Source organism: Acinetobacter sp. YH12068_T (assembly GCF_024606005.1).
Taxonomy (GTDB): Bacteria; Pseudomonadota; Gammaproteobacteria; order Pseudomonadales; family Moraxellaceae; genus Acinetobacter; species Acinetobacter amyesii.
The window spans coordinates 924,375-942,492 of record NZ_CP094555.1; the positions used below are offsets into that span (position 1 = coordinate 924,375).

19 protein-coding genes, 2 tRNA genes and 1 other RNA gene are annotated in these 18,118 nt (G+C 41.0%); 11 read left to right on the plus strand and 11 right to left on the minus strand.

All coding sequences use genetic code 11. The annotated features are described in order from the left end of the window. Positions 1-38 precede the first annotated feature (38 nt). Positions 39-512 carry an SsrA-binding protein SmpB gene (gene smpB / locus MST18_RS04540; protein WP_078191351.1) on the minus strand — a complete coding sequence of 158 codons (474 nt, stop codon included), beginning with the start codon at positions 510-512 and terminating at the stop codon, positions 39-41. Positions 513-649: 137 nt separating this feature from the next. Between smpB and coaD the strand changes: the two genes are divergently transcribed. The 4 genes from coaD (at position 650) to MST18_RS04560 (ending at position 1,962) form a co-directional block, all read left to right on the plus strand. Then, positions 650-1,141, plus strand: coding sequence for a pantetheine-phosphate adenylyltransferase (gene coaD, locus MST18_RS04545; RefSeq protein ID WP_078191350.1), 492 nt, complete (start codon positions 650-652; stop codon positions 1,139-1,141). 1 nt (position 1,142) lies between these two features. After that, a complete protein-coding gene (locus MST18_RS04550) occupies positions 1,143-1,406 on the plus strand; it encodes a YfhL family 4Fe-4S dicluster ferredoxin (RefSeq protein WP_078191349.1) in 264 nt (87 codons plus the stop codon). A gap of 26 nt (positions 1,407-1,432) precedes the next feature. Beyond that, positions 1,433-1,812, plus strand: an RNA gene (gene rnpB / locus MST18_RS04555) — RNase P RNA component class A. A 73-nt stretch (positions 1,813-1,885) separates the two neighbouring features. Then, positions 1,886-1,962: transfer RNA gene (locus MST18_RS04560), tRNA-Met, on the plus strand. A gap of 67 nt (positions 1,963-2,029) precedes the next feature. On the opposite strand, the gene MST18_RS04565 is transcribed toward MST18_RS04560, so the two are convergent. Next, entirely contained in the window at positions 2,030-2,608 is a 579-nt protein-coding gene (locus MST18_RS04565) for a hypothetical protein (RefSeq protein WP_180132951.1), read from the minus strand. Positions 2,609-2,770: 162 nt separating this feature from the next. Between MST18_RS04565 and MST18_RS04570 the strand changes: the two genes are divergently transcribed. Next, the gene (locus MST18_RS04570) at positions 2,771-4,177 is read left to right on the plus strand and encodes a P-loop NTPase fold protein (protein WP_180132950.1); all 1,407 of its coding nucleotides are present in this window, start codon (positions 2,771-2,773) and stop codon (positions 4,175-4,177) included. On the opposite strand, the gene MST18_RS04575 is transcribed toward MST18_RS04570, so the two are convergent. After that, on the minus strand, positions 4,161-4,778 hold the full coding sequence (locus tag MST18_RS04575; protein WP_078192167.1) for a CatB-related O-acetyltransferase: 618 nt from the start codon (positions 4,776-4,778) through the stop codon (positions 4,161-4,163). The genes MST18_RS04570 and MST18_RS04575 overlap by 17 nt on opposite strands. 101 nt (positions 4,779-4,879) lie before the next feature. Beyond that, entirely contained in the window at positions 4,880-5,284 is a 405-nt protein-coding gene (locus MST18_RS04580) for a RidA family protein (RefSeq protein WP_180132949.1), read from the minus strand. Between the two features lie 141 nt (positions 5,285-5,425). On the opposite strand from MST18_RS04580, the gene MST18_RS04585 reads away from it, so the two are divergent. Continuing rightward, positions 5,426-6,013, plus strand: a complete 588-nt coding sequence (locus tag MST18_RS04585; protein WP_078192165.1) for a TetR/AcrR family transcriptional regulator — start codon at positions 5,426-5,428, stop codon at positions 6,011-6,013. Between the two features lie 79 nt (positions 6,014-6,092). Here the strand turns inward: MST18_RS04585 and greA are convergent, their stop codons facing one another. From greA to carA, 3 genes are all read right to left on the minus strand, one after another. After that, complete coding sequence (greA, locus tag MST18_RS04590) at positions 6,093-6,569, minus strand: transcription elongation factor GreA (RefSeq protein ID WP_078192164.1); 477 nt, start codon at positions 6,567-6,569, stop codon at positions 6,093-6,095. Between the two features lie 107 nt (positions 6,570-6,676). Then, complete coding sequence (gene carB, locus MST18_RS04595) at positions 6,677-9,907, minus strand: carbamoyl-phosphate synthase large subunit (protein ID WP_180132948.1); 3,231 nt, start codon at positions 9,905-9,907, stop codon at positions 6,677-6,679. Between the two features lie 13 nt (positions 9,908-9,920). Beyond that, positions 9,921-11,063, minus strand: a complete 1,143-nt coding sequence (gene carA, locus MST18_RS04600; RefSeq protein ID WP_078192162.1) for a glutamine-hydrolyzing carbamoyl-phosphate synthase small subunit — start codon at positions 11,061-11,063, stop codon at positions 9,921-9,923. Positions 11,064-11,372: 309 nt separating this feature from the next. Between carA and MST18_RS04605 the strand changes: the two genes are divergently transcribed. Further along, positions 11,373-11,858, plus strand: a complete 486-nt coding sequence (locus MST18_RS04605; RefSeq protein WP_180023242.1) for a hypothetical protein — start codon at positions 11,373-11,375, stop codon at positions 11,856-11,858. Positions 11,859-12,092: 234 nt separating this feature from the next. Here MST18_RS04605 and MST18_RS04610 read toward each other — a convergent pair whose 3' ends face one another. Both MST18_RS04610 and MST18_RS04615 read right to left on the minus strand, forming a co-directional pair. Continuing rightward, the gene (locus MST18_RS04610) at positions 12,093-12,632 is read right to left on the minus strand and encodes a DOMON-like domain-containing protein (RefSeq protein WP_180083791.1); all 540 of its coding nucleotides are present in this window, start codon (positions 12,630-12,632) and stop codon (positions 12,093-12,095) included. A gap of 6 nt (positions 12,633-12,638) precedes the next feature. Next, complete coding sequence (locus MST18_RS04615; protein WP_078191340.1) at positions 12,639-12,962, minus strand: YhbY family RNA-binding protein; 324 nt, start codon at positions 12,960-12,962, stop codon at positions 12,639-12,641. A gap of 195 nt (positions 12,963-13,157) precedes the next feature. Here MST18_RS04615 and rlmE point away from each other — a divergent pair, with 195 nt between their 5' ends. From rlmE to MST18_RS04635, 4 genes are all read left to right on the plus strand, one after another. Continuing rightward, positions 13,158-13,808 (plus strand): 23S rRNA (uridine(2552)-2'-O)-methyltransferase RlmE, encoded by a 651-nt coding sequence (gene rlmE, locus MST18_RS04620; RefSeq protein WP_078192159.1) that lies wholly within the window; start codon positions 13,158-13,160, stop codon positions 13,806-13,808. Positions 13,809-13,944: 136 nt separating this feature from the next. Beyond that, positions 13,945-15,843, plus strand: coding sequence for an ATP-dependent zinc metalloprotease FtsH (ftsH, locus tag MST18_RS04625; RefSeq protein ID WP_078191443.1), 1,899 nt, complete (start codon positions 13,945-13,947; stop codon positions 15,841-15,843). Positions 15,844-15,955: 112 nt separating this feature from the next. Next, a complete protein-coding gene (gene folP, locus MST18_RS04630; protein ID WP_218952693.1) occupies positions 15,956-16,810 on the plus strand; it encodes a dihydropteroate synthase in 855 nt (284 codons plus the stop codon). 87 nt (positions 16,811-16,897) lie between these two features. After that, the gene (locus MST18_RS04635; RefSeq protein ID WP_078191338.1) at positions 16,898-17,212 is read left to right on the plus strand and encodes a DUF5713 family protein; all 315 of its coding nucleotides are present in this window, start codon (positions 16,898-16,900) and stop codon (positions 17,210-17,212) included. Positions 17,213-17,272: 60 nt separating this feature from the next. Here the strand turns inward: MST18_RS04635 and MST18_RS04640 are convergent, their stop codons facing one another. Next, the gene (locus tag MST18_RS04640; protein ID WP_180132947.1) at positions 17,273-17,941 is read right to left on the minus strand and encodes a hypothetical protein; all 669 of its coding nucleotides are present in this window, start codon (positions 17,939-17,941) and stop codon (positions 17,273-17,275) included. Positions 17,942-18,029: 88 nt separating this feature from the next. Further along, positions 18,030-18,115, minus strand: a tRNA-Leu gene (locus MST18_RS04645). Positions 18,116-18,118: the final 3 nt, after the last annotated feature.

An 18,118-nucleotide genomic window follows, 5' to 3' on the forward strand; every position in this document is an offset into this window, starting at 1 on the left:
ATAAAAAAACCTCCAAGATGGAGGTTTTTTTATTGAACTTATTTATGAAAAATACGGGCTTTATCGCGCTGCCAATCACGGTCTTTTTCCGTTGCACGCTTGTCGTGAAGCTGTTTACCTTTTACTAGGGCGATTTCAAGTTTGGCATGAGGACCTTTCCAGTAACATGCCAAAGGCACACATGAATAACCTTTTTGGTTAATCGCACCTTGTAGTTTTTCAATTTCACGGCGGTTCAGCAATAATTTACGAGTACGTGTTGCTTCAGGCACCACATGTGTCGAAGCACTCAGTAAAGGTTGCACTTGAGCGCCGAATAAAAATGCTTCACCATTTTTAAACGTAATATAGCTCTCTACGATAGTCATACGACCCGCACGCATTGATTTGACTTCCCAGCCTTGTAATGAAAGACCCGCTTCAAATTTTTCTTCAATGAAATAATCGTGACGCGCACGCTTATTTAGGGCAATCGTACTGCTACTATTTTTTTTAACTACTGCTTTCGTCATAATCAAAAACTTCCAAACTTAGCACTATTGTACCCGAACTTTGAATAAGATGAAGTTTTTAAATTTACAAGCTGACTTCACCTATAAATCAAGATTTTGTTAAAATACCCGTCTACAAAATAACAGAGTACAACTGGATGTCTAAAACTCGTGTAATTTATCCGGGCACATTCGATCCAATTACTAATGGTCATATCGACTTAGTGACACGTGCATCACGCATGTTTGACGAAGTTGTCGTGGCAATTGCAATTGGACATCACAAAAACCCTGTGTTTAGTCTGGAAGAACGTGTTGCACTAGCGCAAGAGTCTTTAAGTCATTTGTCAAATGTTGAGTTTGTAGGTTTTGATGGGCTGTTGGTCAACTTCTTTAACGAGCAAAAAGCAACAGCTGTGTTACGTGGTTTACGTGCAGTTTCAGATTTTGAATATGAATTTCAATTGGCAAATATGAATCGCCGTTTGGACAGTAAATTTGAAGCCGTGTTCTTAACCCCATCAGAGCAATATTCGTTTATTTCATCTACGCTCGTGCGTGAAATTGCACGTTTAAATGGTGATGTCACTCAGTTTGTACCACAAGCTGTTGTGGAAGCCTTTAAGCGTAAACAACAGCAAGGTTGGTAGAGTGTCTTTATATATCACTGATGAATGCATCAACTGCGATGTCTGTGAACCTGTATGCCCCAATGAGGCGATTTTCATGGGGGAACTCATTTATGAGATTAACCCCGATTTGTGTACGGAATGCGTTGGGCATCACGATAAACCGCAGTGTCAGTTGTTCTGTCCGGTGGACTGTATTCCATTGGATCCGGCACATCCTGAAACTCAGGAACAGCTTCAACAAAAGTACGAAAAACTAACTGCTCAAAAAACATCAAGCAATTAGTTGTCAGATTTGTTAGAATGCGCCCCGAAGTGAACCAGACGATCGCTGCTGTGTATAGGTCTCCGTGACTAAACCAGGGGAGGAAAGTCCGGGCTTCATAGGGCAAGGTGCCAGGTAACGCCTGGGCGGCGTGAGCCGACGGAAAGTGCAGCAGAGAGTAGACCGCCTTCATTATGGTTTTGAGCAATCAAAATCGGAGGTAAGGGTGAAAGGGTGCGGTAAGAGCGCACCGCATGACTGGTAACAGTTCATGGCATGGTAAACCCCACCGGAAGCAAGACCAAATAGGGATCCTTTAGGCATGGCCCATGCTGGATCCGGGTAGGTCGCTTGAGCGTATGAGTGATTGTACGCCTAGAGGAATGATCGTCCTCGACAGAACCCGGCTTATCGGTTCACTTCAACAAATTTTGATCAAATACGCGCATTATGGGCTTGACGATATTTAAATATCCCTCCATAATGCGCGCACAGTTTAAGGCTATGTAGCTCAGTTGGTTAGAGCACCGCACTCATAATGCGGGGGTCACAAGTTCAAGTCTCGTCATAGCCACCATATTCAAAAAAAGACCACTCCGATTGAGTGGTCTTTTTTTACGTCTCAATTTTCCAAATTTAAAAAATTAACGATAAACAAAACGACGCATACCTGCACGTAAGGCAAATGCGCCATGCATATATACGCCCACGAGCCAATACGGCACATTAAAAACTTCTGAATAGCGATATTTGACTAAACCAAATTCAGCTAATAGTCCTTCAAAGAACATGCCGCCAATGGCAAGCATAATGGCTAATATCAGTAGCCATGTACGCTCATAGCTAAATAACCAGCGAATAAAAAAGCTAATATAGAAAATCCAGCACAATGCTTCAGGGTGGAAGTTACCAAAACCACTGAGTATGTAGACAATCGCAAAGAGTACTAAAGCCTCAACTAATGGAGCTGTACCATCGTGATGGCAACTGAGCTGAGTCATTACGTGGTGTTTAAGTAGTTGTGTAAGTTGAATATAGCTAAATGCCATGAAAGCAAAGGCAATAAAAAAGCCAGGGAATACCCACCAAGCTTGATGGAAAAATAATGGGTTGGGATAACTAAGCGTCTGGGTATAGACATGAATCGCATCGCAAAAAGTTGCGACGACTGCTGCCAGCAGGGCAAGTATAAATATGCCTGAGAATTGAGTGGTTCTCGTCATCATTCATCCTGAAAAGTGGGGTCTTTTTATTTTATGTGTTCTTTATAGTCTGTATTTGGGGAAAAGGCTATGACAAGTTACGAGATGCTTATGGGTTAAATGTTAATTTATAGCGCTACTGCTATACTCAATACATAGTTAACTTAATGAATATAAATAGAAATGATAGATAACCAATTAAACTGGCCTAAAGATAATTTTGAGAATATTGAAACTGCATGGGAAGGTGATCTTTGGGATCGCCGTCGTTTAGGAGAGCAGCTTACAAGTTATGTTGATCGCTTAAACTGCGGTGCTGTTCTTGCTTTGGATGCACGATGGGGTGAGGGTAAAACGTGGTTTGTCCGTCATTGGGCGAAGCATTTAGATGATACTCAGCATAACGTGATCTATTTGGATGCATTTGCTAATGATTATTTGGAAGATCCATTTTTAACGATTGCAGCTGAAATAAGTCAAACTTTTAAAGAGTCAGAAGAAATTGATGATGATGAAATTAAAGATTTTAATACTAAGACTGCTTCAGTATTAATATCGTTGGCGGCTGTCATACCAATGATTGCGGCTAAAGCGGGCATGCATTGGATTGGCTTGGGTGGAGCTGGAGAAGCATTTAAAGAGGTATATGAAGAAGGAAAAGCGTTGTATGACACAGCAAGTGAGGAAATAGCTGCAAAAGTTAAGGAGAAAATCGAAAAGAAAATTGAGAATCATCAGGTTGAGAAACAAACAATTCATGACTTTAAGAAAGAACTTGCTGTATTAGCTGGAAAATTAGATAAACCTTTAGTTTTTATTATTGATGAATTGGATCGTTGTCGTCCTGATTTTGCGATACGATTAATTGAAAGGGTTAAACATTTCTTTGATATTCCTAAAATTGTTTTTGTTTTGGTGATGAATAAGCCACAATTATCACAGTCAGTTCAGAATTTTTATGGTTATGAAGCAGAGATAACAGCTGATTATTTTGAAAAATTTATAGATTTAACAATTAAATTTCCAAATTTGGAACCTTATATTAACTATGAAAATGTATTGAAGGAAGAACTTTATAGAATTGGTGAGATGGAGCATAAAGAAGCTTTAAATGAATTCTTTTTTTGGGTATTAGCATTACAAAATTATAAAAACTTCAACTCACGTGAATTAAAAAGAAAAATTAATCAATATGCTATTTTGAAAACTAATGATTTTAGAAAAAACCTAATATTAATTGCGTTTGTATTTGGTGTGGAATTTTCAAAAGATTTGAAAATATTTCGTTTAGTTTTAAGTAAGTTAGTTGAAAAATTTAATTTGTCTTTTAGTGACAGTAAATTTCTTGGAAATATTATTATCAGTAAACTACGAACTGAATATTTCATTGATGAATTTCATATAGGAAATTTATATAATAAACAAGTAACATTGAATGAAAAATATGTATCAGTGGGACAGCAAGATGCCAAAGAATTGTATATGCTGGAAACTTATACTCCCTTTGCTATCCAGAAATTAAAACACTCCGATGATTTTATAATTGATTGGAAAAACTATGTTGAATCGGGATTTAATCTAGATATTTGATTAATGTATCAACATCATCCGTCTGCAATTTTTCCCGCATCTTTAAAAACTGCTTTTCATCTAAGTCATAGAGCTTGAGGGAAAGTAGTTTTTTGATATCTTCTTCAGGAAAGCGATATTTAATAATTTTAGCAGGGACTCCGCCTACTACTGCATAAGGTGGCACATCTTTAGTCACCACAGCACCTGTAGCAACGACAGCACCTTCACCCAGTGTAACACCTTGCATAATCATGGCACGTGAGCCGATCCAGCATCCATCACCAATGATTGTGTCACCCGCAGGGACAAAACTCCGTGTATCAAACGGAAAGGCTGAAATCCAGTCCGTGCGGTGGAGTTGGTTACCACCCATCATAATCACGCATTCTGCGCCAAAACAGACAAAATTACCGATATGTAGCTGGTCTATCGGCTTCTCAGTTGTTGCGGGTTTGTCGTGCAAATAACGCACCACACAGCGCTCAAAACCCTGATCCCAATATGCAGAATAATATGAATAATTACCTTTGATGTGAATATTTGGGTTCTTCACTGTTTTAGAGATGAACTCAAATTCACACCAATGATTGACAGGTGAATTAATCAATTTTTCAGACATAACTGGGATACAAAAATAGGGAATGTGCCATTATACCGAATAGATCTTTACGCTGGTGAACAATCCAATTCCACAAATGAACTGATGGCAAAACTAAGTTTTTAGGTGGTTTTAGATTGTTGAGGAATACGGGCAATGACCTTAATTTCAAAATCAAAACCCGCCAGCCAATTCACACCAATCGCTGTCCAGTTCGGATAAGGCTTTTGGGTAAATACCTGATTTTTGACTTTCATAATGCTTTCAAATTGCTGTTCAGGATCAGTATGAAAGGTGGTGACATCAACGATATCATCAAAAGTACAACCAGCAGCTGCCAATGTTGCAGCCAGGTTTTCAATAGCCCGTTCTACCTGTTTCTCAAAATCAGGTTCAGGAGAACCATCCTCACGGCTACCAACCTGACCTGATACAAAGAGTAAATCTTCCGATTTGATGGCAGCCGAGTAACCATGCTGTTCATACAAAGCATGCCGATCTTGGGGAAATATTGCAGTTCTTGTCATGACTATTCTCGCTTAATGTTAAATTTAAAAAAATATTTTTAAAAACGGCATAAGTTTTCACATACGCTTCGTATGTAAACATAATTGACATACGGGCCGTATGTCAATTAAAATTTTGGTAAGGATGAGGTAAGCAAAGCAATGTCTGTTCGTGAACAAAAAATGGCGGCAACCCGCAAGAAACTGATTGAAGTGGCACGTCGTGCATTTGCTGAGTATGGTTATGCAGACACGTCCATGGATAAACTCACGGCAGACGCGGGGCTGACCCGTGGCGCGCTGTACCATCATTTTGGCGACAAACGGGGCTTATTTGCTGCTGTGGTCGATCAAATTGATTCAGAAATGGCTTCATCTGCCCAGCAGCATCTGGAGCAGCCTGAAGATCTTTGGGAAGGGCTGATGCTTGAAGGGCAAGCCTATATTGAAAATGCTTTGAATCCTGAATTTCAGCGTATTGTACTGCGTGATGGGCCAGCTGTATTGGGAGATCCTGCACATTGGCCCAGTCAAAACAAATGTTTGCAGTCTACCCGTGAGTGCGTACAACAGTTATTGGCAGTAGATCGAATTAAAGCAGTAGATCCTGAAGCGGCTGCCGTATTTTTAAATGGCGCTGCCATGAATGCCGCACTTTGGGTCGCCTCCAGTGAGCATCCTGAACAGGCACTCCCAGAAGCATTACATGCCTTTCAAGTCTTTGCGTCAGGATTGTTAAAAGAAGGATAGAGTGGGGTTGTTGATAATCAATTGTCTGAATATAAAAAACCCCTCAAAAGAGGGGCTTAAAATTGCTTATCTTAATGAATTAAAGATATTCAACTTTAGAAATTTCATACTCAACTTCACCTTGTGGTGTGTTGATTTTTACATCGTCGCCTTCGTTTTTACCCAAAAGACCACGCGCAATTGGTGAATTCACAGAGATTTTGTTGATTTTAAAATCTGCTTCGTCATCACCAACGATTTTATAAGTCTTTTGTTCTTCAGTATCTAAGTTTTCAATGGTCACAGTCACACCGAAAACCACACGGCCATTTTGCTCAAGTGATTTAACATCAATCACTTGGCAAGCACCCAATTTACCTTCGATATCTTGGATACGGCCTTCACAGAAACCTTGTTGCTCGCGAGCAGCGTGGTATTCTGCGTTTTCTTTCAAATCCCCATGTTCACGCGCTTCAGCAATTGCTGCAGTAATACGTGGACGATCAACACTTTTAAGTTGCTGTAATTCTTTCTCTAGGGCAATTTTGCCTTCGGGAGTCATAGGATAACGTTGCATTGTTGTCCCTCATGTTTGTAAAAAGAAAAAATCAGTAAAATTTTTACTGACCTAGAAATGAAAAAAAGCCCGCCACCGAGAGGTGGCGGGACTTCTCGGTAACTTAATTAACCTTTAGTAAGGTCTTGTAAGCGGTATACATCCATTGGCAATTTGATTGCTAAAGCTTGGCATACTGCATCAGCACCGTTAAGGGTAGTTGTGTAATACACTTTACCTTGTAATGCAGAGCGGCGGATCGAGAATGAATCTTCTTGAGCCTGTTTGCCTTCAGTTGTATTGATAATGAGGTGAACTTCGCCATTTTTCAAGCGGTCAACGATATTAGGACGGCCTTCAGTCACTTTGTTCACACGTTCACATTCAATACCAGCATCTTTAATCACATCATAAGTACCGCCAGTAGCGATCACTTTAAAGCCAAGATCTGTCAACTGTTTCGCAATACCAACAGCACGAGGCTTGTCAGAATGACGAACAGATAAGAATGCATGTTTAACTTCGCCTTCCGTTGGTAGGCCTGGTAAACGGTCATTAGAGCCTAACACAGCTTTATAGAACGCTTCACCAAATGTTTTACCTACACCCATCACTTCGCCTGTAGATTTCATCTCAGGGCCAAGAATTGGGTCAACACCAGGGAATTTGTTGAATGGGAACACAGCTTCTTTTACAGAGAAGTGTTCAGGAATAATCTCTGTAGTGAATCCTTGAGATTCTAAAGATTGACCAGCCATACAACGCGCAGCAACTTTCGCTAAAGATTCACCAATGCACTTAGATACGAATGGAACAGTACGTGATGCACGTGGGTTTACTTCTAGAATGTATACGTCAGTGCCTTTAACAGCAAACTGTACGTTCATTAAACCAATTACGCCAAGCTCTTTCGCCATAGCGATGGTTTGACGGCGCATTTCGTCCTGAACTTCTTTAGATAAAGAGTAAGGAGGAATAGAACATGCTGAGTCACCTGAGTGAATACCAGCTTGTTCGATGTGCTGCATGATACCGCCGATCACAACGTCTTTACCGTCAGATACGCAGTCCACGTCAACTTCAATCGCATCATCTAGGAAGTGGTCAAGAAGTACAGGTGCTTCGTTCGATGCTTGAACCGCATCACGTAAGTAACGTTTCAATTCTTCGTCGTTGTACACGATTTCCATCGCACGACCACCAAGCACGTAAGATGGACGTACCACAAGTGGGTAGCCAACTTTAGCTGCTTCAGCCATACCTTCTTCAGCAGATTTTACAATGCTGTTGTTTGGTTGACGAAGTTGTAGACGTTGAATCATTTGTTGGAAACGTTCACGGTCTTCTGCACGGTCAATCGCATCAGGTGATGTACCAATAATTGGCGCACCAGCTTCTTCTAAAGCACGAGCCAATTTAAGCGGAGTTTGACCGCCGTACTGAACGATAATGCCTTTAGGCTTCTCGATACGTACGATTTCAAGTACATCTTCCAAAGTAATTGGTTCGAAGTACAAACGATCTGATGTGTCGTAATCTGTAGAAACTGTTTCAGGGTTACAGTTCACCATGATGGTTTCATAGCCGTCATCACGCATAGCAAGAGCCGCGTGTACACAGCAGTAATCGAACTCGATACCTTGACCAATACGGTTTGGACCACCACCGATGACCATGATTTTGTCACGGTTCGATGGGTTTGCTTCACATTCTTCATCGTAAGTTGAGTACATGTAAGCTGTGTCAGATTCAAACTCTGCAGCACATGTATCTACACGTTTGTAAACTGGAGTTACGCCCAAGTTCCAACGGTGTTTACGGAATTGTTTTTGTGAAATGCCCATCAAGTCCGCAATGCGAAGGTCAGATAAACCTTTGCGTTTGAACGAACGGATGTTGTCAGCGTTTAAGTCACCAAAACCTAAAGATTTGATTTTCTCTTCAGTTTTGATGATGTCTTCGATTTGGATCAAGAACCAACGGTCAATATTCGTCGCAGCGAACACTTCATCTAACGTGAAACCATGACGGAATGCATCGCCAACGTACCAAATACGCTCAGGACCAGGTACTTTAAGTTCTTGAAGGATTTTCTCTTTCGCACCTTCAGTACCCACTTCGATTTTTTCATCAAAGCCAGCAGCACCCACTTCAAGACCACGAAGCGCTTTTTGTACTGACTCTTGGAAGTTACGGCCAATTGCCATGACTTCACCCACAGATTTCATCTGTGTAGTTAAAGTTGCATCAGCTTGTGGGAATTTCTCGAAGTTGAAACGAGGAATCTTAGTCACAACATAGTCAATCGCAGGTTCGAATGATGCAGGAGTTGTACCGCCAGTGATGTCATTTTTCAATTCATCAAGGGTATAACCGACTGCCAATTTCGCTGCAATTTTTGCAATTGGGAAACCAGTTGCTTTAGATGCCAAAGCAGATGAACGAGAAACACGAGGGTTCATCTCGATCACAACCATACGGCCATCTTTCGGGTTTATACCGAACTGAACGTTCGAACCACCCGTTTCTACACCAATTTCACGAAGTACTGCTAAAGAGGCATTACGTAAAAGTTGGAATTCTTTGTCTGTTAATGTTTGTGCAGGGGCAACAGTGATTGAGTCACCTGTGTGCACGCCCATTGGGTCAAAGTTTTCAATGGTACATACAATGATACAGTTGTCGTTTTTGTCACGAACAACTTCCATTTCGTACTCTTTCCAACCAATCAATGATTCATCAATTAAAAGTTGGTGAGTAGGAGAAAGGTCGAAACCGCGTTCACAGATCTCGATAAATTCTTCTTTGTTGTATGCGATACCACCGCCTGAACCACCCATCGTAAATGATGGACGGATAATCACAGGGAAACCGAAGCGTGCTTGAATTTCTAACGCTTCTTCCATTGATTCAGCGATGTCAGCTTTTGGACATTCAAGACCAATTTTACGCATTGCTTGGTCGAAGAGTTTACGGTCTTCGGCTTTTTCAATTGCTTCTTTAGTCGCACCGATCAATTCAACATTGTATTTTTCTAAAATGCCGTGCTCATCAAGGGCGAGGGCACAGTTCAATGCAGTTTGACCACCCATTGTTGGAAGAACTGCATCTGGGCGTTCTTTCTCAATGATCGCTGCAACAGTTTGCCACGTAATCGGTTCGATATACGTTGCATCTGCCATTGCAGGGTCAGTCATAATCGTTGCAGGGTTAGAGTTAACAAGAATAACTCGGTAACCTTCTTCACGAAGCGCTTTACACGCTTGCGCGCCTGAATAGTCAAACTCACACGCCTGACCAATCACAATCGGACCAGCACCAATAATTAAGATGCTTTTAATGTCTGTACGTTTAGCCATGATGCTTCCTTAATTACTTCTTAGATGCTTCGATAAGTTCGATGAAATGATCGAACAGTGGTGCGCAGTCATGTGGACCAGGGCTTGCTTCTGGGTGACCTTGGAAACTGAACGCAGGTTTGTCTGTACGATGAATCCCTTGAAGGGTTTGGTCGAACAGCGATTTGTGCGTAGCTTTCAAGTTTGCAGGAAGAGTTTCTGCATCCACTGCGAAGCCGTGGTTTTGAGAAGTAATCATCACTGTACCATTTTCTAAGTTTTGTACAGGATGGTTAGCACCGTGGTGACCGTGAGGCATTTTCACAGTTTTTGCACCTGATGCAAGTGCAAGAATTTGGTGACCTAAGCAAATACCGAATACAGGTACATTACGTGCGTCTTCTACAATTGTTTTTACAGCTTCAATTGCATAATCACATGCTGCTGGATCGCCGGGGCCGTTCGATAAGAACACGCCATCTGGATTCAGCGCAAGTACATCAGCAGCAGGAGTTTGCGCAGGCACGACAGTCAATTTACAACCGCGGTCTGCGAGCATACGTAAGATGTTGGTTTTGACACCGTAGTCGTATGCTACAACATGGAATTTAAGTTCTGGTTGAGCGAAACCTTTACCAAGCGCCCAAGAGCCTTCAGTCCACTCGAAACCGGTCGGATCACAGCATTCTTTTGCAAGGTCTAAACCATTAAGACCACCAAAAGCACGTGCTTTAGCTAACGCTTCTTCTTCAGTCGCGTTTTCACCAGCAAGGATACAACCGTTTTGCGCACCTTTTGATCGCAGAATACGCGTTAATTTACGAGTATCAATATCTGCGATAGCAACAACATTGTGTTGTTTAAGGTAATCACTTAGTGATTGCTCAGCACGGAAGTTGCTATGCAATAAAGGTAGGTCACGAATGATCAATCCGTTGGCCCATACTTTATGAATTCGACCTGACTCAGCGTCTTCATCATTACAACCTGTGTTACCGATATGTGGGTAAGTTAGGGTCACAAGTTGTTGTGCATAACTTGGGTCAGTCAAAATTTCTTGATAGCCAGTCATGGCAGTGTTGAAAACGACTTCACCAGTCGTACTACCCGATGCGCCAATTGAAGTACCTTTAAAAATAGTACCATCGGCAAGGGCTAAAATTGCTGGGGTGCTCAAACCAAAGCTCCTGAAATTTAGGCTGTAAAAAAGCGAGAAGACGAAAAAAAAGGAAGGCTGCTTAAAAACCTACCCTCCTTACATCTGCTCGCTTGAACTTAACACGGCATTATACGCAGAAAGCCACTGAAAGTCCATTGTAAATATTAGGAATAAAGCAGATAAAGCGCTTGCATTTTAGAATAAAGTTTGGTTTTGCAAAATCGTAAAAAAATGTAAGCAATTAATTATTGTCAGACAAATCATAAATTAAAATTTATCAATAAGCGCTATTGTGGTTCGGTCAGCAAAAACTATAGGTACAAAGTCATGGCAACACAACAAAAACAAACAGCGGCTAAATCCTCCCTGAAAGAAGTCGTTATCGAAGGTGCTGAAAAGCTTGAACAAGTTGCAAAAGAAGCGAGTGTCCAAGCCACAGAAGCGGTCACTGAAAGCAAAGAAAAGATCGGAGCAGAGGCAAAGCAGTTGAATGCCAGTGTGCAAGATCAATTGCGTCAGTTGAAGCAAGATGTATTGAATAAACTTGATCAGTTAAAAGTTCAGTTTGGTTCATCGCAAAAAGATTTTAGTGAACTCAAAGAGTTTGTGAAAACTGAGTTTAATACGGTTATTGATGATCTTTCAAAACTAGGAAAAGAGCTGAAAGAAGATGTGACCCAAATTTCTGGAAAGCACAAAGATCATCTAACAGAAACATTTAAGCGTTCTAAGGAACATACTTTAGAAGCGTGGAAAAAAGTTTCACCACTGAAAGCTGATGTTACGGATCAAACCACAGATCTTAAAAGTTAATTGTGAATGACATGAATTTTAAAGCGCTTAAGTTAAATCTAGTCATTCCAAGGAGCTGGATTGGGTGAGAGCGAATTAAACATCAAGTTAGCACTATGCATAAGGGAGTCATTAATGGCTCCCTTATTGTGAATGGTACATTTAAGTCCAAAGCAGTTATTTAAAAATAGACAGGCAATAAAAAAGCAAAAGATCGTACTTTTGCTTTTTATCGAAGATCAAAACATTAAAAATTTAGAACTGATGTAGCCAATCACGTTTGTTGTGAAAGTCAGCATTTGGACTACTATGCTGCATGGCATAGTACTGTTCACCTTGAGAGGTTTTCAGTACTGCAGTTAGACCAATATAGAGATCTTCCCATTTAAGTTTGTACTTCAGCATAAATTCTGTCAGATCAAGACTGACATTTAAGCCATAGTGCGTCCGTTTCAACTGATTCAGTTCAATATCGTAAGCAGCTTGTGGCGGCATATCTTCTGGATAGCGATATTCTTCAAACTGGTAAACCTGCCAAGCTTGTGAAGGGGAGAGGTTGATTTCACGATAAAAGTCTTCGTTGCGTACACCAATAAAAACTTCTAGGCAGGTCTGTTCCCACAAAAAATCGATTCGTGGGTGAGCTGATACCAACTCTGGCCATTGAATCAGTTGATTTGGGTCTCGAATCCAATAACCCACATTTAAAGTATATGGGCTTTGTTGTTCGATAGCACCTACGACTGATACAGCCTGAAAGCGACGATCAAAAGCGCTGAGTTCAAAACTTGCCATAAATGTTTAGTTAGACAGGTGTGCGTAGCGAACAAGGTTAGACAGTTTTGCATTTTGTTTTGCCGCTTTGCGGTAAATCAAAGCAATCTTACCAATCGTTTGAACAACTTCAGAACCTGAAACTGTCGCAATTTCAGTAATCATTGCAGCACGTGCTTCGCGGTCTTCTGCCACAACTTTCACTTTAATTAACTCATGGTCGTTTAACGCACGGTTTAATTCTTCAACAACGCTTTCTGATAAGCCTTTGTCCGCAACCATTACAACTGGGTTTAGGGTGTGACCAATTTGACGTAAGCGTTTACGTTCTTGAATAGATAAAGCCGCCATAAATATAACCTAATTTTAAAAACGACCTAGTATAGCAAAATCAAAGTTGAAGCGCTGTATTTAATCGGCATTTTCTCGATGAAGATTATTGAAAAAAACATGATTTAAGATGCTTTTTAGATACACATGTCTACTGCAAAAGTGCTGAATTTCACGTACAATCAAGACTGAGAAGTTTTTTTTATTTAGAGAGTTATGGCTACCCGCATTACTAACCAGAAATTATCCAAAAGTAGTCGTGACTGGATGCGTGAGCATCTTGATGACCCCTTTGTGAAAAAAGCACAAAAGGAAGGATATCGTGCGCGTGCCGCTTATAAATTGCTTGAAATTCAAGAAAAATACAAATTGATCAAGCCAGGCATGACCGTTGTCGACTTAGGTGCTGCACCAGGTAGTTGGTCGCAAATTGCCGGTAAACTTGTTGGCGACAAAGGTTTGGTGATTGCTTCTGATATTTTACCCATGGATGCTTTACCCGATGTGACCTTCTTGCAAGGTGACTTTCGTGAACAAGAAGTGTTCGATGAATTGTTAAAAATTTTAGATGGACGTACTGTAGACGTTGTAATTTCAGATATGGCCCCCAATACATCAGGTAATAAGGCTGTAGATCAACCGCGTCAGATTTATCTTTGTGAATTAGCAATCGACTTTGCTCAAAAGGTTCTTGGACCAAATGGACAATTTGTTGTTAAAGTGTTCCAAGGTGTTGGATTTGATGAATACCGTAAGCAAGTTGTAGACACATTTGATGTGCTGAAAACAGCAAAACCGGCGGCTTCACGTGCTCGATCTAAAGAAGTGTTTTTAATCGGGCAGGGACGTAAGAAAGCTTTCAAGTAAAGTTTACTTGCCAACTCGTTAAAAATTGTGCATTTTGTACGTTTTTAAATTATTGCGAAGCTACTCTGCAGCGTAAGTATTAGAGTCACCCATGTAAATGGGATTGAACGAATTAGATAGAAATGGGAATAAAGCTTTGAGCGATCTTTTTAAGAATGCCGTGTTGTGGCTGGTTATCCTAGGCGTGCTGGTTTTAATCTTCAGCAACGTCAGTGACCGCAATCAACCGACCGCGATGAACTATTCTGAGTTCGTGGCAGCCGTAAATGCGGGTCAGATTAAACAAGTCACCATTGATGGCGAAAGAATTCGTGGCGAAAAATCAAACGGTTCTGAGTTTGAAAGTATCCGTCCTGCGGTTCAAGATCCTGAACTTATGCCGAACCTAATCAAGAACAATGTTGTTGTTGAAGGTACAGCGCCACAGCGTCAAAGTATTTTGATGCAACTTCTGATTGCAAGTTTCCCTGTTCTTTTAATCATTCTGTTATTCATGTTCTTTATGCGCAACATGGGTGGTGGAGCTGGTGGTAAGAATGGCCCAATGAGTTTTGGTAAGTCAAAAGCAAAAATGCTTTCTGAAGACCAAATCAAAGTGACATTTACTGATGTTGCGGGCTGTGATGAAGCTAAACAAGAAGTTGTTGAAATCGTTGACTTCCTAAAAGATCCATCTAAGTTCAAACGACTTGGTGCAAGCATTCCGAAAGGTGTGCTTATGGTTGGTCCTCCGGGTACAGGTAAAACTTTACTTGCTAAAGCGATTGCGGGTGAAGCGAAAGTACCGTTCTTTAGTATTTCGGGTTCTGACTTTGTTGAAATGTTCGTGGGTGTGGGTGCGTCTCGTGTCCGTGACATGTTTGAACAAGCAAAGCGTCATGCACCATGTATCATTTTCATCGATGAGATCGATGCCGTTGGTCGTCACCGTGGTTCAGGTACAGGTGGTGGTAATGATGAGCGTGAGCAAACATTAAACCAAATGTTGGTTGAAATGGATGGTTTTGAAGGCAACGAAGGTATTATCGTCATTGCTGCAACAAACCGTGCTGACGTATTGGATAAAGCTTTACTTCGTCCAGGTCGTTTTGACCGTCAAGTGATGGTGTCTCTACCTGATATTAAAGGTCGTGAGCAAATCCTGAATGTACATTTGAAAAAATTACCTTCTGTGACTGGTGTAGATGTCAAAGTCTTAGCACGTGGTACACCGGGCTTCTCGGGTGCACAGTTGGCTAACCTTGTAAACGAAGCGGCACTGTTTGCTGCACGTCGTAACAAGAATACGGTCGATATGCATGACTTTGAAGATGCAAAAGATAAGCTTTACATGGGTCCTGAACGTAAATCGATGGTGATTCGTGAAGAAGAACGTCGTGCGACGGCTTATCATGAAGCAGGTCATGCAATTGTTGCTGAAATATTGCCGGGTACAGACCCTGTGCATAAAGTGACAATCATGCCGCGTGGTTGGGCACTGGGTGTGACTTGGCAGTTGCCTGAACATGACCAAACCAGCCATTACAAAGACAAAATGTTGAATGAACTTTCAATTTTGTTTGGTGGTCGTATTGCAGAAGAAGTCTTCATTAACCAAATGTCGACTGGTGCTTCAAATGACTTTGAACGTGCAACGAAAATGGCACGAGCAATGGTTACTAAATACGGTATGTCCGATAAAATGGGTGTCATGGTTTACGAAGATGATTCACAGCAGTCATTCATGGGTGGTTTAGGAAGTCGTGTGATTTCTGAAGCAACGCAGCTTGAAGTTGACCGTGAAGTTCGTCGTATTTTAGATGAGCAATATAAAGTTGCTCGCGATATTCTTGAAAATAACAAAGATATTGCACATGCCATGGTGAAAGCATTGCTTGAATGGGAAACCATTGATCGTGATCAAATCCGTGACATTATGGAAGGTCGTGAACCTCAACCACCAAAAGTGTACATCGCTGAAAATCCAGTGATTGATGTCACACCAACGGATGGTCCAGATGTTCCACCACCATTACCGTCATTGCCAAAAGCATAAAATTTTAAAACCACCTTCGGGTGGTTTTTTTATATGAAAATAAATGCATGTGAGCGCAATGCTGAGCAAACTTAGCGTTAAAATAAGCGCAGCAAAATCTGGGATGTGTACTATGAAGTTGGTGTCTTTGCCTAATAAAATTTTAAACTGTGGTAATTTGCAATTAGATTTGTCAGAGCCACATGTGATGGGGATTTTAAATGTCACACCGGACTCTTTTAGTGATGGTGGCAAACATAATGGTAAAGACCAAGCTATAGCACATGCCTTACAAATGATAGTGGATGGCGCGACAGTGATTGATGTCGGTGGTGAGTCAACACGTCCGGGTGCATCTGTTGTTGAGGTTGAAGAAGAAATTCGACGGGTCGTACCCGTCGTTGAAGCATTATCCAAACACAATGTGGTGATTTCTATCGATACCTCGCAACCTGAGGTGATTGAGGCAGCGGTTCAAGCAGGTGCGCATATCTGGAATGATGTACGTGCATTAACTCGGCCGAATGCCTTAGAAACCGCTGCAAAACTGGATATTCCAGTGATCATTATGCATATGCGTGGAGAACCCACCACGATGAATAATCTAGATCAGTATCAAGATATCGTTGCTGACGTCATCGATGAATTAAAGCAACGTGTGCAAGATGCATTGGACGCAGGCGTCCGTGCAGAAAATATTATGATTGATCCGGGTTTTGGTTTTGCTAAAAATGCGCAGCAAAACTTAAAGCTTTTACAGCAATTCTATCAATTGAATAACATGGGCTATCCGATCCTGTCTGCATTATCACGTAAGCGTTTTATCGGTGAAGCACTTGGCGGTGCAGATGCACAAAATCGCGCTGTAGGCTCGGTTGCAGCGCATTTACTCAGCATTCAACAAGGTGCATGTATGGTTCGCGCACATGATGTCAAAGCGACGGTAAATGCGATTCGTGTTTGGCAAGCCATGCAGAATGCAGTGTGATTTGAAAATACTGAATCCCAATAAATTTGGTGAATTGTAGTATTTGTGTTATATAAGCGCCCTGAATGTTTTGTGATAGAGTTTCGTATGTTTGCAGATTTACTGCTACCCATGTTTGATGATGAATATTACCCAGATGTGTTGGTTGCAGAGGTGAAGTTATTGGTTGTTCAATTTGCGAAGAAAATCGCAAAAGCAGATTTAAGTTCAACTGATATCTACCATTTTGCCAATGAAACGGTTGCACAGCTCAATAAGATGAAACCTCAATTTGAAGATTTAGATTCGTCTTTGGATGATACGGCTGCAGATTATATTGCAGAAGCCATGATGATGGTGCTGCAAGACGAAGGCCATATGGATATTGAAATGGAAGAGTTAGTTGCTAACCGAGAATGGTAATTGAACTTTAAAAAAAGCCCTGTAGTGACAGGGCTTTTTTGTGTCTAGGGATTTAAAAAATTATTTAGCTTTGTCTATAAAATCTTTAAACGATGATTTGATCGATGCTGATAGTTTCTGTTCTTCTTGCATGGCTTGTAAGTGTAGGGCGTAGAAATACGTTTGATGCTCTTTTTGTTTTAAGGATTGTTGATAAGACCAAAATGCCAGTTGGCGAAGCTTTTGTAGTTTTACTCGTTCAATGGCACTGCTATCACGTTTATAAAACAATTCAGTAAATACACATAAAAAAAGACTGAAAAAAAGTCCACAGAGACTGATGAGGTTTAATACATCTGTTTGTAGATATTTAAAGTTAGTAGCGAGGATAAGTGTGAATCCCCCAAGGAGATACAGCTGTATTTGCAGACGTTGAACTGCGGACTTACTGCTAAAACGTGCTTGATAATGTGCATACCAAACATAGCAATAGATCAAAGGAAGAATAATCAATACACCAAGATTGAACGCCATTTTGGGGGCGTGAATTGAAAGTGCCGTTGAAAGTATATGCCCAAGTGCGGCGCTGCCAAGTGAGATAAAAAGTATCAGGCAAAAGCTAAAGATTAAAACGGGTGCAGTGGGCGTTAGATTGATAATTTTGAAATGCGCAAACAGCAGCCGTTGATAAAAGGCATCGGGATGCTTGAGTTGTAGTGTAGGGAGATCAAAATCTGAAGATATTGGCATTGAATAATAATAGATTTATAAATTTTAGGCATAAAAAAACCAGCAAATTGCTGGATCTTTTATTGCACCAATCTTAAAAGTATAAGAATGGTGCCCGAGGCCAGACTCGAACTGGCACGCTTTGTGGGCGGGGGATTTTAAATCCCCTGTGTCTACCGATTTCACCACTCGGGCATG

Excerpts from the sequence above, each read along its gene's own strand:
- greA (WP_078192164.1), bottom strand. The coding sequence starts at position 6,569 with ATGCAACGTTATCCTATGACTCCCGAAGGCAAAATTGCCCTAGAGAAA.
- MST18_RS04570 (WP_180132950.1), top strand. The coding sequence starts at position 2,771 with ATGATAGATAACCAATTAAACTGGCCTAAAGATAATTTTGAGAATATT.
- folP (WP_218952693.1), top strand. The coding sequence starts at position 15,956 with ATGAAGTTGGTGTCTTTGCCTAATAAAATTTTAAACTGTGGTAATTTG.
- MST18_RS04640 (WP_180132947.1), bottom strand. The coding sequence starts at position 17,941 with ATGCCAATATCTTCAGATTTTGATCTCCCTACACTACAACTCAAGCAT.
- MST18_RS04585 (WP_078192165.1), top strand. The coding sequence starts at position 5,426 with ATGTCTGTTCGTGAACAAAAAATGGCGGCAACCCGCAAGAAACTGATT.
- MST18_RS04575 (WP_078192167.1), bottom strand. The coding sequence starts at position 4,778 with ATGTCTGAAAAATTGATTAATTCACCTGTCAATCATTGGTGTGAATTT.
- MST18_RS04580 (WP_180132949.1), bottom strand. The coding sequence starts at position 5,284 with ATGACAAGAACTGCAATATTTCCCCAAGATCGGCATGCTTTGTATGAA.
- MST18_RS04565 (WP_180132951.1), bottom strand. The coding sequence starts at position 2,608 with ATGACGAGAACCACTCAATTCTCAGGCATATTTATACTTGCCCTGCTG.
- MST18_RS04635 (WP_078191338.1), top strand. The coding sequence starts at position 16,898 with ATGTTTGCAGATTTACTGCTACCCATGTTTGATGATGAATATTACCCA.
- rlmE (WP_078192159.1), top strand. The coding sequence starts at position 13,158 with ATGGCTACCCGCATTACTAACCAGAAATTATCCAAAAGTAGTCGTGAC.
- carB (WP_180132948.1), bottom strand. The coding sequence starts at position 9,907 with ATGGCTAAACGTACAGACATTAAAAGCATCTTAATTATTGGTGCTGGT.
- MST18_RS04610 (WP_180083791.1), bottom strand. The coding sequence starts at position 12,632 with ATGGCAAGTTTTGAACTCAGCGCTTTTGATCGTCGCTTTCAGGCTGTA.
- coaD (WP_078191350.1), top strand. The coding sequence starts at position 650 with ATGTCTAAAACTCGTGTAATTTATCCGGGCACATTCGATCCAATTACT.
- MST18_RS04605 (WP_180023242.1), top strand. The coding sequence starts at position 11,373 with ATGGCAACACAACAAAAACAAACAGCGGCTAAATCCTCCCTGAAAGAA.
- MST18_RS04615 (WP_078191340.1), bottom strand. The coding sequence starts at position 12,962 with ATGGCGGCTTTATCTATTCAAGAACGTAAACGCTTACGTCAAATTGGT.
- smpB (WP_078191351.1), bottom strand. The coding sequence starts at position 512 with ATGACGAAAGCAGTAGTTAAAAAAAATAGTAGCAGTACGATTGCCCTA.